Source organism: Mastigocoleus sp. MO_188.B34 (genome assembly GCF_030065675.1).
Lineage (GTDB): Bacteria > Cyanobacteriota > Cyanobacteriia > Cyanobacteriales > Nostocaceae > Mastigocoleus.
Map to the genome: position 1 here is coordinate 1 of NZ_JASJDK010000078.1, position 14,879 is coordinate 14,879.

Below are 14,879 nucleotides of genomic sequence, written 5' to 3' on the forward strand. Positions count from 1 at the left end.
TCCGTCTAACGCACCCTACTGGACTGACACAGCTAAAATAGTGCATTAGCAAAATCCAAAAATCATTAATTGAAATAAATTTTAGGACAAATCTATTGCATCATTTTAGGCGTGTCAGTCCACTACAATACTCAATTTTATGCCCAGAGGGCACCATGAGCTAATAATAATCAAATCATAGTCCCATAACAGCAACATCATTACAATTGAGCAAGAATTTTCTTAACTCTTTGTAAGTCAGAATTATGCTGCTTTTGGGAATAGATTTTAGCTGCTTGTTGGAAAGCTAATCTAGCTTCTGTTGTCTTTTTTAAAGCTAAGAATGAATTACCTTTATTTTCATAGGCTCCAGCATAATGGGGATTGCGGCTAATTACGCGATCGCTATCTTTGATCGCGTCTTTGTATTTTTTACGAGCAAAGCGAGCTAAACTACGTTGATAATAAGCTTCGATGTAGTTTTTATCAATTTTGATTGCTCGGTCGAAATCTTTAGTTGCATCTCGAAATCTCCCAACTGCAAAGCGTGTACGTCCCCGATGATAAAATACCTGTTTCCACCGGTGGGAATATTTAATCGCTTGGTTAAAGTCGTTGAGAGCTAACTGGTAATTTTTGAATTTGTACTGAGTTAAACACGATTTAGTTTAGCGTTTCTTAAGTTGGCGCGATTTAAGTTTACTCTTCTGAGATTGCAGCCAGAACAATTTTTAGTTTCTAATAATTTTTTGAGGTTTGGATTTTCCTGTTGTTGAGCATATTTGGTATTTTGTTCCGCGCGGGCGTACACTGAAGAGGAAAAGACTAAAGGAGTAAGTAAAGTCAATACTAAAAAAATAATTGGTAATTTATGTAACTGAAATTGTAATAACTTCGATAGTGATGGCTTAGATGTAGTTGTGATAGATTTCGCTGTAATAAATTTAGGTGTCATCATAATATTTTCTGACTATAACTTTTATTTCTGAGCAAGAATATTACATAGATAGAAAATAATATTTGTAATAGCTGACGATATGCTTGTGAATTTTGTTCTTCATACTTGGTTATTGGTCAATACGGTTCAGATAAGCCTAAATTTCTTGGTAGAGACGCGACAGAGGCTAACGCCGACGCCGCAGGCTCTGTCGCGTCTCTACAGTGGTATTTGTTTTAAAAAAAGTCTTAACTGAACTGTATTGGGTTATTGGTAACTTAGTTCCTTATATATAGCCATAGTGGAGAAATAATATGGCATATACAAAATACATCATCGCCTCTTTTACTTACGTGACTGGTTAAAAAACAGAAAAACTGAATATGAAATAAATGCTATATATCGGGTAATACTCGTAATTTTTACGATGCTAAGAGTAATTGTTTTATCTTATAAAAATAACTGAGCTACCGAAACTACAGATTGATGAGGGTTCAGGATGGAGAAGTTATCACACTTACTGATAGTAGGTTCACTTACACTCGGAGTCGGTATAACAGCATCCTTAGTCGGTAGTTCAAATGGAGTTTTGTTAGGAAGTACGACGGGAGCGATTATAGGAGCAGGTATTTCCAGCAAATTAGAGGATAGGAAAGAACAAGAAGCAAAAATTCAACTAGAGCAATTAAAGACACAAGTACTCAAACAAGAAGAGTGGGAAAAGGTAAAAGCAGAACTCCCAATCTTAAAAGCACGAGTGACACAACTACGAAAATTCCAACAAAGCTTAGCAACAGTTGAAGGGGAATTTGTACAGAAGAAAGCAGAATTACAGCAGGTCGAACGGAACCTAATAAATCTCAAGCAGCGAAAAGAAGAACTGGAGCAGCGAATTTCTACTATTAATCAAGAACCCCCTAACTTATCAGAATTAGAAAAATTACAGTCACAAGTTAAGCAGTTTCGCTTAGATAAAGCTGGTTTAGAAGGTGAAATTAATGCTTTACGTTCTCAAATTGAGCCTTTAGAAGAAGAGAAACAAAAACTTCAATATATTGAATCGGAATATAATGTTAAAACAGCACAGTTGGGTGCACTAGATACAAATATTCAAGAGCTACAAACTAAATATCAGCAACTGGAACAGAATTTAACAAATATCAAGCAACAAAAAGAAGAACTTGAGCGACGAGTTGCGATTCTTAATCAAGAATACCCTAATTTATCAGAATTAGAACAGTTACAGTCACAAGTGAAGCAATTTCGCTTAGATAAAGCAAGCTTGGAAGGTGAGATTCATTCTCTGCGTTCTCAAGTTGAGTATTTAGCAGGAGAAAAGAAAAACCTTGAAGGTATTGAATCAGAATATAATGCAAAAAAAACACAGCTAGATACACTCAACATAAATATTCAAGAGCTACAAACTAAATCTCAGCAGTTAGAACAAAACCTAACGAATATAAAGCAGGAAAAAGAAGAAATATGGCGGCGGCTTTCTACTATTAAGCAACAAGAACCGAGGCTATTAAAATTAGAAGAATTACAATCAAAAATTGAGCAGTATCGCTTGGAAAAAGCAGGATTAGAAGGTGAAATTAATGCTTTAGGGGCGCAAAGACAAAATCTCCAAAATATTGAATCAGAGTATAATGCCAAAAAAGCACAGATAAATGTATTGAATACAAATATTCAAGAACTGCAAGCTAAATCTAAAAAATCGGAACAGAATTTAATAAATCTTAAGCAGAAAAAAGAAGAATTAGAGCAACGAATTTCTGCTATTAATCAAAAACAACCGAGCTTAGTAAAATTAGAAGAATTACAATCACGAATTGAGCAGTTTCGCTTGGAGAAAGCAGGTTTAGAAGGTGAAATTAATGCTTTACGTTCTCAGATTAAGACTTTAACAGAACAAAAGCAAAAACTCCAAGCTATTGAATCAGAATATAATGCTAAAACAGCAAAATTAGATGTACTTAATACAAGTATCCAAGAGCTACAAGCTAAATCTCAGCAGTTGGAACAACGTGCGAGTGAACTGGAATTATTACGTGCTACCTACGATGGACTGTTCAATGAAAAAGAAAACTTTGAATCAAGAGTCAATCAACTCAGACCACAAATAGATAGACTAGAGGCTGAGAAGCAACGTATATTACAAGCAATTCAACAAAATCAACAAGAATATCAAAGAGTTGAAGAATTAAAGCAGAAATTACGGAACCTGAATCATCAAATTAGAGATAAAGATTCACAACTAAGAGAACTTGATCGAGAAAAGCGAAATTTAAATGGAATTAAAGCTACTCTTGAAGAAGGAAATGCTAGCTTGAAGCAAGAAAAAGAGCAAATTCAAGAAGAGATTAACATCTTAAGAGGAGAAATAGGTAATTTAGAGAATAGTTCTAAAGTTGCACTACGCTCTCTCAAACAAAAGCTGTGGTCAAATCTACCAAAAAATAAGCAGAATATCGCTACAGATAGTCAAGGTGAAAAAGTATTCTTGGAAAACTTTACTGAATATATCAAGCAACAAGGGTTAGTATTTCCCAGACGAGTAATTAATGCATTCCATACATCATTAAAAGTGCAAGATATTTCGGCTTTAGTTATTCTTGCGGGAATCAGTGGTACGGGAAAAAGTGAATTACCGCAAAGATATGCTGATTATATTGGAGCGCAAAAATTAACCCTTGCTGTACAACCTCGTTGGGATTCTCCTCAAGATTTGCAGGGGTTTTATAACTATGTGGAGAAGAAATTTAAGCCGACTGATTTGATGCGGGGATTATATCAATACAATCACGAGAGTACAATGCGCGATCGCATGGTAATAGTGTTATTAGATGAGATGAATTTAGCAAGAGTAGAATATTACTTTAGCGATTTCCTCTCTAAGTTAGAAACTCGTCGTAGCCACGATACTTATTTAGAAATTGATGTCGGTAGCTTACCAATTCAAGATAATCAACGCAGGTTAAGAATCCCTAAGGAATTCTTATTTGTGGGAACGATGAACGAAGATGAAAGTACTCAGTCTTTATCCGATAAAGTATTAGATAGAGCGAATGTAATTACCTTCGGTAAACCTCAATATTTACAGTTACGTCAAAGTAATTCTCGGAAAAATAATAGTACTACATCTTCAGAGTACCTAGCTTATTCTGATTTCAAACAATGGATAAAAACACCAGTTTCTGATTCTAATGCTGTCAATATAGTTAAAGAATATCTAAATATAACTAATAACATAATGGCACAAATGGGTCATCCTTTTGCTCACCGTGTCTATCAAGGAATTACTCAATATGTAGTTAATTATCCTGGGGTAGAAGATAATAATACAGAATCTTTTCAATTTGCGAAAATTGCGATCGCGGATCAATTTGGACAAAAAATCTTACCCAAATTACGGGGATTGATGATTGATGACTTTCAAGAGCAATTAGATGAATTAGAAAAGATTATAGAAGAAATAGGTGATGAATCGCTAACACAAGCTTTTAAGAAAGCTCGTGAAGGACGTTACGGACAATTTCATTGGCAAGGATTAGTTTATCAGGAAGAGTCAGTATGATGAAAGTTTATCCTAGCCTGTTTGCCTATTTAAATGATTCCCAACCTATTCCCTACACTACTATTCCCCATAGTATTACATTACGTGCAAGTCAGCGTCCGGTTATTGTCTTAGATTCTGAAGCAGAAGCAGATTTATCAACTGAAGCTTTATTAATTCCTATTGGCGATCAAGCCTATGAAATTGGTTTTCCTTACTTAAAGGTAGCGAATATCAAAGATGAGAACTATCAGTTAGAGTACATTTTTAATATATCGATTAGTGATGAATCCTATAGATTCTGTGTTAGGGATGAAGTTTTAGATTTGGAAAGTATTAAGGAAGAAGAAGAATTAAGAGAATGGAAGCAAAATTTAGGGGAGAGTTTAGATAATACAGTAGCTCCTCTGATTCGGCTTTTTGTCGGGATGTTTGCAAATAATATTTTTGGATATTCAAAGATGACACAGAATATCCTATTAACACAATTACCAAACATCTTAGATAATATCAAGATTGATGAAGCGAATATTCCTATAGCAATCAGTTTAGAACGTCGTTATCAACTCAGACGCAAATTAGAAATTATTGGGAGTAAACTACGTCATCAGTTGAGAAGACAAGCCGAATTAATGTCTGTAGGTAGAATTCAAGAAATGGATTCCTATTGTCTTAGGGACTACGTCCGTCGTCCTGGGAGAACTCCAGCAGAAAAAGCTGGTTCCAAGCAAGAATTGATGGGAATTAAACGCTATCAAGATTTTAATACGCCAGAGAATAGGTTTCTTGTTTATTTTAGTAAAATTCTTCATTTAAATTGCGATCGATACGAGCAAAGTAAAATATCACAATATAAGAAGGAAATATCAAAATTTCGTTTGACTATTGATTTATTTACTCAAGAAGTATCTTTAAAGGGAATTCAAGATCGGGGATTTAATTTTACTAAACCTAATTATGTCTTGCAGCAAAATCCCATATATAGAAGTTTTTATCAGGCTTATTTAGAATATATTCAAAAACGACATGAAAAAGAAAATATCTGGCAATTTCGCAATCAATTGTTGGCTGATACAGTATATCTTTGTCTAATAGCAGCTTTACTGCAGTTTCAAGGAACTGTAATATCTCCACTCGCTAGTATTTTTGGTAATGCAATTCCAGATAGAGGACGTTATCTTTCAGAAAAAAATCATGTAAAAATTCCAGTTTTTTTACAAAATCAAGTTTATATTTTCTCTTTAAGCAAGCCACAACAAAAATACTTTTTTGATTGGGTACTGACATTAGAAATACATAATTTGGAGTCCAAGGAATTAAAAACAGAACAGTTTATCTTACCAATTTGGGTATTTTGGTATCGTCCAAGTGATGAGCTGTTAACAGATTGTCATAGATATTTGCGAGAATTCAATAATAACAAAAAGAATAATAATTTTTTTCTCAAAGGACTACTGTTTTATTTACAAATTTATCCCAAAACTTCAGCCTCGACACAGAAAATAGAACACCATTACGAAGGTCAATTGTTGCTATGTAAATTACCAGACCCGATCGCTGAACAAGGTTTTTCCCAAACTACTGTTTTCATAATAAATCTAATTCAGTCAGTAGTGGAGTCTGCGGTATGAACGAGCAACAATTTTGGATGGAACTGCAAAAACTAATATATCAATCCGAGGATTTTTCAAAAATTAACCAAACTCAATGGGAAAGATTGATAAGTTTACATACTTCCCCAGCACTACCAACCAAATTAATTATCGAGACTGTTTGTCACGGTTCAGTTTATCTTACAGAACAATCAGCTTTAAATTTTCCCGCTATTCATCCAACTATTCCTTTAAATGCTAGTCAACAATTAGCATTAGAAATGGCTGTTTCCAATAGTGCGATCGCTTTGATTGCTGGTTCTCCCGGTACAGGTAAAACCCGTATTGCTAAAAATTTAGTAGAAGCTGCAATTAATTGTTCTAAACGAGTTTTACTTTTAACTCATCATAGTACAACTTTAAATGCTTACTGTAATTTACCAGGTTATCCTTTTAGAATTTCTCAACAACAAAACTATCGCGATTGGCTAATTAAAGAATTACGTACTCAACATTTAGCGCATCCAAAAATAGATTATTTACCATTGCATTTGCTCCCTGATGAGGTACTTACAAAGCTACGAACAGCAGCTAAATTAGAAAAATATTTGCCATTAATTCAAAATAATTCACAACAACTCATCGAACTGTTACAACAGGATTTTCCTGATTTAGGAGATTCACGACTACAACTACTTGCTTATCGTTTGCAGAGATTAAAACCCTTGTTACAGCAACAGTTGAAATTGAATCAGCTTTATAACAATTTATCTGAAAATGCAGTTGCAGAAATTGCAGATAAATTAATTGAAAACCCACAAGCTTCAGTCGTGGGTACTGTTGATGATTTTATACAAATTCAGGATCCATTTCTGTGGAAAAAGTCCTTCGATCTAGTAATTGTGGAAGAAGCAGAGTATTTAACTTGCTTCAAACTAATACTATTGTCTACATTAGGGAATAAACTTGTTTTATTTGGAAATGAACTTCCCAAGCAATTTTCTAGAATTTCTCAAAATCAATCTTCTCGAAATCAATCTTCTCAAAATCAATCTTTTTTTACTCGCTCTCCCGAATGCTTTAAGTGGCTAAATCAGCACTTACTTCCAGCTTATCGTTATCAACTAACAGAACAATTTCGTCTACATCCAGAAATTGCAAATCTTGTTTATCCAGTAATTTGCGATCGCTGGATTTTAAACCAATTTTCACAGTTTGATTGTCATTTCCCCCAAATCAGACATAGATTATTTTGGCAAAATACACGTAACCAAAGAAGAGACGAGCAGATTATTCAATTTATTCAAAGTTTTGAAATATCACTCAATCATAAAATAGGTATTATCACTTTTGAGCGCCAAGAAAGAGATTATTTGAGAAATAAATTATCTCAAAGATGTAATGAAATTCTAATTGGTACAGTATCAGAATGGACAGGAATTGAACGTGAAATAGTATTTATCAGTTTTTCAGGACATCCTGAAAATGTTTCTGTAAAAGATATAAATATTGCGATAACGCGAGGACAATCATATTTATTTTTATTTGGTGATTATGATATCTGGTCGCAGCATAGTGCTCTCATGCGCTCTTTTTTATCTCACCCACAATTACACATAGAACGTACAGTGGTTTTATCATGAAAGTTGAATATCAATTACAAGGAATATTTCGTCGTACACTATCAAGTGGAACAGAAACATCTCCTGTATCTCTAGTTGAATTACTTCAAGAAGTACAAGGAGCAGCTACTGAAAATCGTAGATGTTCTCTTCAATTGTTACATCAATCTTTTGGCTTAGACTTTCTTCCAGAAGCTACTCTAATTAACTTATTGAAACAAGCACGAGATATAGCGGAAGAAAGTGAACTTTATCAAATACCATTATTAAAACTTCTTCATCCTGTGAAATCTAATTTAAATTCGCAGGTAACTAAAATTTATCTTTATCAATTTTGTTGTTCAGAAGTAGAAGTTCCATTAAATATCACACCAGATGACCCACAAATTCCCTATTTTGCAGGTAGTGAATCAGAAAAAATAGGAAACTACACAGTTATTTTAGAAAAACCTTTTCATCCAGGATTATCTGATATTTTTGCCAATAATATTTGGTATCAGAGTCATAAATATTGGGAGCAATTACCGGATATTGATAAAATTCACTTTGTCCAAAAATCTGCTAACAAAAATAATTTTCGAATTTCCATACCTGACAATCCGAATCTAAACATCTGCTTTTCAATAGAGGATTTATCTTTAGATTTAAAAGCAGTAATTACATTCTTATCATTGAATTATGGCGATATATCTATCTTACCAGAAGCAGCTCAACTACTAGTTGAGAAGTATCAGTCAAGCTATAAATCGCCAATAATTATTAATTTACCTAATCAACTCCAAACAGATTCTAATTTAACTGCACAATCCGAATTTTTAATTAGTAGGGCTGAAAATCGTTCCAGATTAAAAACAATAATTTCCGAAGCCAGTCAATTTCTTTTAATATCTAGTTATATTATTGAAGACGAGCATTTAACAGAATTAATCTGTGAAAAATCTCAAGAATTATCCCAAGGAGTTTGGATTTTAACTGATTTAAGAGATGATGTCGTTGATAGAATTGACACTCAAGTATCCGATAATGTAGCTTTACCTCAACAGTATCAGCGTTCTAATGAACGTAAGATAGCTTGTTTAAAAAAACTGTTACAGCAACCTAATATTTACATTCGTAGTGGTAGCTTTCACCTCAAAACTTATCTTTCAGAAAAACATGCTTACTTAGGTTCTTGTAATCTGACTAGAGGTAGCTTAGATTTTAATATGGAAGCTGGTACAGTCTGTCAAAATACTCCAGTTCATCAGCAATTGATGAATTTATTTCGCCAATTTTGGGAATATAAAAGCCAAGATGGAGTAATAGCAGCGAGTAATTTTGATGGTTTTGTTTTAAGTTCTCTACATTCAAACCATCAAAGAAATAATCAAAATTATTCAAATTTATTGACACCATATCAATATCATCGAGATTTGATAAGAGAAATAAGTAATTTTAGAGGAATAGTACAAATTTATAGCCGCAGCTTTCAACCATCTTCAGAAATAGAACAATATTTACGTCGGTTAGATACTCAAATTTATATCGATTCTCAAATATCAATGCATCATAATAACTGGAACATTCAAAGAATCAACAATTTGCACGCCAAGATTACATTGTTAGGAGATAAAGTAGCTTATCTTGGAGGAATTAATTTTAATTTTAAGCCAAGAGCTTTATCTTTAAATGATTTAATGTACAAAACAACTAATTCAACAGAAATTGACAAAATACGTCAGCAAATAACCCAACTAAATCCCAATACATTTCAGTTGCTCCATAGATAAAATTTTTGGGTATTTGTAAATGTAAATTTTACATTTATACAGGAATTTAGTTGAAAAATAAATTTATTATTTGAATACTATTAACTTAAGCTCTTAAAATATGACAAGATTATTTAATTTAGAATCATACGTAGAATGTTGTCAATACACACATATTTTTAATGAATCAAAAGAACAAGTAATTCCACAGTATGGCGATTTACCAACCAAATATAAATCATTCATACAAAAATATGCAAATAATTTTTATTTACCGGAACCAATTAATTCTGTAACCTTACCGCAAAAACTAACAATTAATAATGAAAATACAAATTATACGAAAATTGGTAGTAAATTAACTCAAGGAGATAAAAAGAGATTATTTATTATCCGAGATACAGTGGATTTAATGACACTAAGCACCAGTAATTTGTTGGAACAACACGACGGTTACTTATACAGCAGTGCTTATCATTACTGGAATCATTATTCTCAAATTGCTCAGTATCAAATCGATAAACCTTTAGTATTTATTGATTTAGACTGTTTCCCATGCGATCGCTTGATTCCGATTAATTTATCACATACAAACAATAGCTCATATCTAGTACCAATTCTGAATACAAAAAAACCAATTATTATTAATGATAATAACAAAATTATTAACAGTGTAGATGTTTATAATAAGATTTGCCAGACAATATCGAAACGAATTTTGCTTGATAATTTTAATGAACTTTATCAAAATATTAAGACAGTTAATCATCTAGCTCATTACTTGCAAAAAATAGCATTTTTTAAAGAAATAAATAATTACGTAAAAGAAGATAGATTTGATTTAATAATTGAATTATTATACGGAAATAAAATTTTATATAAAAAAATAACCTTATCAAGAGTTGAACTTGGTGAAATGATGGGTAGGGAACTCAACATTGAATCTTTAGGGATTATTGCAAAGAATAATCCTCAATATCAGTTTATCTTAACCAGTCAGTACAATATTTTTACAGGTATTCAACAACTTCTCCCAGAATTTATCTATCTAAATCCGATACATGAAGAATTCAATCGAATCTGGGAAGAAAAAAACAGTCAAAAATTTCCCCTATTCGGTATTTATCTCGATTGCATAGAGTTCGCTGTTGGTATTTCCGATGAGCGAGGAAGATTATCAAAACAATGGATACAATTATCTAACCAAGAAAATCTGATTTCTTATGAAGGTAAAATCACAAATTTCATTGGTAATATTCCTAGTTTAAATCAAGATTTTGTCCGCATACGACAGGGTAGAGATAATGCTACTTTACCTATTCGAGTGAATGGTAATGACTACTGTAGAAATGATGTTCCTCAAGACTACAAGATTCAGCTTGAAAACTATCAAGGAACCGAGGATATTCGCGTTCGTATAGAATTTAACTTGAAGCCTGGTTCTTTCCCCGAGCTTAAAGTTAGCGACCTAAGAGGTAAATATAAAATAAAAACTTCTTTGATTGATAGACAACAGATACCTTATAGTTATATTCCACCGCAGAAAATTTTTGAAACCCGTTCTCAGAAATCTTTAGAGCAACTAAAATACTTACGAGAACCTGATAAACTATCAAGATTTCAAAGTTATCTATCACAGCTTAATGAAGAATTGAATAAGTTTGATAATAGCCCAAATAGACCAAATAACTATCAAAAATTGACTAATTTACTTCAGAAAGCTTACCGACAGATAAGGATAAGTGAGATTAATAATACAAATAATCAAAGGGATTTACTATTATTTATAGACTCACCAAACTCAGATATAATTGTGAGTAAAATTCAAACAGAAATTGAAAATATAAAGCTTGATAAATTGGTTGATATGATATGCGGTACAATTAATTCTACGAAATATCAAAAGATGAACTCATCACAAAATAACTTATTAGCAGATGGAATTATTTTTATTGGAAAACTGTATAAATTTTCGCAATATATCAATCTGGAAAAATTATTCAATATTCAATTCAATCTAGTTAATCAAATTACATATCGAAATCTTGGTAAGGAATATTTGCAGTGTCTTGCTAGAGTCGCTGTAAAAGAAGAACTTCAAAACCACTACTTTTCTTATTTTGATTCTTTATATAAATCAGAGAATAGCCAATATATGTGGGGTTATGGTCGGATTTTACTTTGGTACTATAATTTTTCTTCTACAGCCGTATCTGTAGAATATCGAAATAATTTGATTGCGATTATGGAATATCTCCTAAGCAAACCTCATCAATATTTTGACGGACAGTATAAGCAAAATGCTTTTTTAAGCTTACTTTACTTGCTTACATTCCGCGACCGTGATACAGATTTTTGCAAGCTAGGAACAGATGAATTTTTACTAGCTCAACAGGTTATTGAACATTTCCAATCTGATAGGATTATTTTAAGAGCGGTAAGTGAAGAAAAGTCACTGAATCAATTCTTTCAAGAAATGGTTGATGGTTACTCTACAGAAGATGACATTGGTAATATTGTGCAAGTTTAAATAAAAAAAACCCTAGATTGTTGTCATTTAATATATAAATAATTATTTCTTGAATACAATGTATTTATAGAATTAGTTACGGTAATCAGCTTTATTCTAAGAATTTGATTTCATATTCAGCGTTCTAGTATGTTTAAAATTTTCCTGCTATATACTCATGTACAATAACTTTGGGGTTATATATTTAGCTCTCTTAAAACAATAACTGCCTTTGGAATAAAAGAAGGTATATATTCATTCTTTCGATAAATGCAATGAATGATTTTGATAGCGCTAATTTTACAGATTTATATACAGACATAATTGTTATTGGTAGCGGTATTGGTGGTTTGAGTTGTGCTGCACTCTTAGCACACTACGGCTTTGACGTCACCGTCTGCGAAAGTCATTCGATCCCGGGTGGTGCTGCACATTCCTTTGAACGCAATGGCTTTAAGTTTGATTCCGGACCCTCGTTATATTCCGGACTTTCCCAAAGTCCTTCTAACAACCCTTTGCGACAGGTTCTAGATATTATTGGTGAAGACGCATCGTGGCAAACCTATAATACTTGGGGTTGCTGTTTACCAGAAGGTGACTTTGATACAACCGTTGGAGCGGACCAGTTTTGTGAAGTGTTAGCCAAATTGCGCGGAAATGAAGCTGTCAGACAGTGGCGCAAACTACAAAAAATTATGGCACCATTAGCAAGTGCAGCAACAGCAATTCCTCCCATGGCTATGCGTTTTGACTTCGGTGCTGCGTTCACCATGGGGAAATATGCACCATCTTTATTAAAACATGCTGCAAATGTCACCAAGCTAACTGGCTCTTTCGCCGATTTGATTGATGGCGCGATCGCAGATTCTTTTATTCTTAACTGGTTAGATTTACTCTCCTTCTTGCTGTCCGGACTTCCTGCGAGTGGAACAAGTGCTGCAGAGATGGCTTTTATGTTTGCGGAATGGTACAAACCCGGAGTAGCTTTAGATTATCCCATTGGTGGCAGTGGAGCAATAATTGATGCATTGGTACGGGGACTGAAACGTAACAACGGAAAGTTAATTTTAGGAGCCCATGTCGAGCAAATTATAGTTGAGAATAATCGTGCGGTAGGAGTGAATTTACGGAATGGGAAACAAATTAAAGCTCGTAAAGCTGTAGTTTCCAATGCTTCTGTTTGGGACACTTTAAAATTATTACCACAAGCAGCTTTACCACAGAAATTTGTCCGAGAACGACAAAAAACCCCTGAATGTAATAGTTTCATGCATTTACATTTGGGAATTAATGCTGAAAATATTCGGTCAGATTTGGCTTGTCATTACATTGTCGTTAATGATTGGAGTAAAGGAGTAACTGCGCCCCAGAATGTTGTGTTAATATCGATACCATCCTTGCTGGATACAGGGTTAGCACCCCAAGGTAAGCACGCAATTCACGTTTATACTCCTGGTAATGAACCATATGAAGTTTGGGAAGGGATGGATCGAAAAAGTGAAGCATATCAACGACAAAAGCAAGCTCGTGCAGAGGTAATGTGGCAAGCTTTAGAAAGAATTATTCCTGATATTCGCGAGCGTTGTGAAGTGACACTAGTAGGGACTCCCCTAACTCACCAACGTTTTCTCCGTCGTCATAATGGTTCCTATGGTCCTGCTATTGCTGCTGGAAAAGGTTTTTTCCCCGGTCCCATGACACCAATCTCTAGTTTGTTATGTTGTGGAGATTCCACATTTCCTGGAATCGGTTTACCTGCAGTTGCTGCTAGCGGTGCGATCGCTGCTAATACTTTAGCACCAGTAAATAAGCATTGGGAAATATTGAAGTTTTGTACTTAATACGACATAAGGTATCTGGTAAACGCTGACTACACCTATATTTATCGCAGAATGTAGAACACAAGGACAAAATATCTGTCCTATCATAATTACAGCCCCTTAAATTCTAAATCTTGTTGTGTATTTATGGGAGTAGGATTATCGTATAATTAAGCAACACCAAACTTTCTAATGGAAACTTAATTTTCCCTAACTAAAGATATGTGATTTAATTTAGGTGATTGTGATTTAACTTAGGTGATTGTTAAAATTAAATACAAATGTACAAATAAGCTTTACTTCCGTCATAAATTGTTTCCAATTAAAAATAACTCAAACAATTTATGGTGTCTAGAATTTATATTTAATTCCTGAACTAAAAATGTTGAGAGATCGAAAATATTTCTTTTGGTGGATAAAAAAATAAAAGCCAATGTTTATATAATTCTTTCATCTCGAAATACAGTATTTATGAAAATAATTTTTATTTTTAAATTAGTTTGTAAATTTGCATTATGTTTTGTATTGAGAAAAAAAAGTTTCTTGCGTTCCTTTTGTGGAAATTGAAGATTGATTTGAACAAAATCCTTGCGAGACAAGGGTTATAAAGAATGATGGTAATTTTTAAATCCAAAACCTTCATTCTATAAGTGTTTCAACGATTTTTAACCTATTTTTCCATAAAAATAACCGAAGAGCTAAAAAAAATAAGCAAAAAACGTAAAATAAGCAAAAAAACGTAGTAAGATATACATATGTAAATTGTTTGGGTGCGATAATCTTACAGGATTATTGAAAGAGAATTAGGGCTTACGTGAATATTCTTTATTTCTCGGAAGCTATAAAATCTGAATCAATATTTATTAATTTTATTTTTTGCTGAAATCTTTAAAAGTATAGGTTAAATTTAACAGAACCTAACTAAACATTTAGAAAAGTTAACTTAATTTAAAGGCTATTTTGCATCTACTGTTTTGCAATGTATTTACAAAAAAATCAAAGCAAAACTTCATTATCTACAAGAAAAATTTAATAGCCTTGTTTTTCTGATTGCTAATTAATTTATTAGTAATTAAAAGTAAGTCATTAATGAATCGGACAAGATAATCTAATATT

Annotated in this window: 8 protein-coding genes; 6 read left to right on the plus strand and 2 right to left on the minus strand. The window is 33.0% G+C overall.

Translation table 11 applies throughout. From position 1 onward, the window contains the following. Positions 1–200 precede the first annotated feature (200 nt). The gene (locus tag QNJ50_RS18075) at positions 201–578 is read right to left on the minus strand and encodes a tetratricopeptide repeat protein (protein WP_300637766.1); all 378 of its coding nucleotides are present in this window, start codon (positions 576–578) and stop codon (positions 201–203) included. A 53-nt stretch (positions 579–631) separates the two neighbouring features. Continuing rightward, a complete protein-coding gene (locus QNJ50_RS18080; protein ID WP_300637730.1) occupies positions 632–937 on the minus strand; it encodes a pentapeptide repeat-containing protein in 306 nt (101 codons plus the stop codon). Positions 938–1,415: 478 nt separating this feature from the next. On the opposite strand from QNJ50_RS18080, the gene QNJ50_RS18085 reads away from it, so the two are divergent. The 6 genes from QNJ50_RS18085 (at position 1,416) to QNJ50_RS18110 (ending at position 13,784) form a co-directional block, all read left to right on the plus strand. After that, positions 1,416–4,493, plus strand: a complete 3,078-nt coding sequence (locus QNJ50_RS18085; RefSeq protein ID WP_300637732.1) for an AAA family ATPase — start codon at positions 1,416–1,418, stop codon at positions 4,491–4,493. Next, positions 4,490–6,103 (plus strand): DUF2357 domain-containing protein, encoded by a 1,614-nt coding sequence (locus QNJ50_RS18090; protein WP_300637734.1) that lies wholly within the window; start codon positions 4,490–4,492, stop codon positions 6,101–6,103. Before QNJ50_RS18085 ends, QNJ50_RS18090 begins: the two co-directional genes overlap by 4 nt. After that, positions 6,100–7,707 (plus strand): AAA domain-containing protein, encoded by a 1,608-nt coding sequence (locus QNJ50_RS18095; RefSeq protein WP_300637736.1) that lies wholly within the window; start codon positions 6,100–6,102, stop codon positions 7,705–7,707. Before QNJ50_RS18090 ends, QNJ50_RS18095 begins: the two co-directional genes overlap by 4 nt. After that, positions 7,704–9,455: a phospholipase D-like domain-containing protein gene (locus tag QNJ50_RS18100; protein ID WP_300637738.1), complete on the plus strand. Its 1,752-nt coding sequence runs from the start codon at positions 7,704–7,706 to the stop codon at positions 9,453–9,455. The genes QNJ50_RS18095 and QNJ50_RS18100 overlap by 4 nt, the downstream gene beginning before the upstream one ends. A 100-nt stretch (positions 9,456–9,555) precedes the next feature. Beyond that, positions 9,556–11,964, plus strand: a complete 2,409-nt coding sequence (locus tag QNJ50_RS18105; RefSeq protein WP_300637740.1) for a hypothetical protein — start codon at positions 9,556–9,558, stop codon at positions 11,962–11,964. A 254-nt stretch (positions 11,965–12,218) separates the two neighbouring features. After that, positions 12,219–13,784, plus strand: a complete 1,566-nt coding sequence (locus QNJ50_RS18110; RefSeq protein ID WP_300637742.1) for an NAD(P)/FAD-dependent oxidoreductase — start codon at positions 12,219–12,221, stop codon at positions 13,782–13,784. The last annotated feature ends 1,095 nt before the right edge of the window (positions 13,785–14,879 follow it).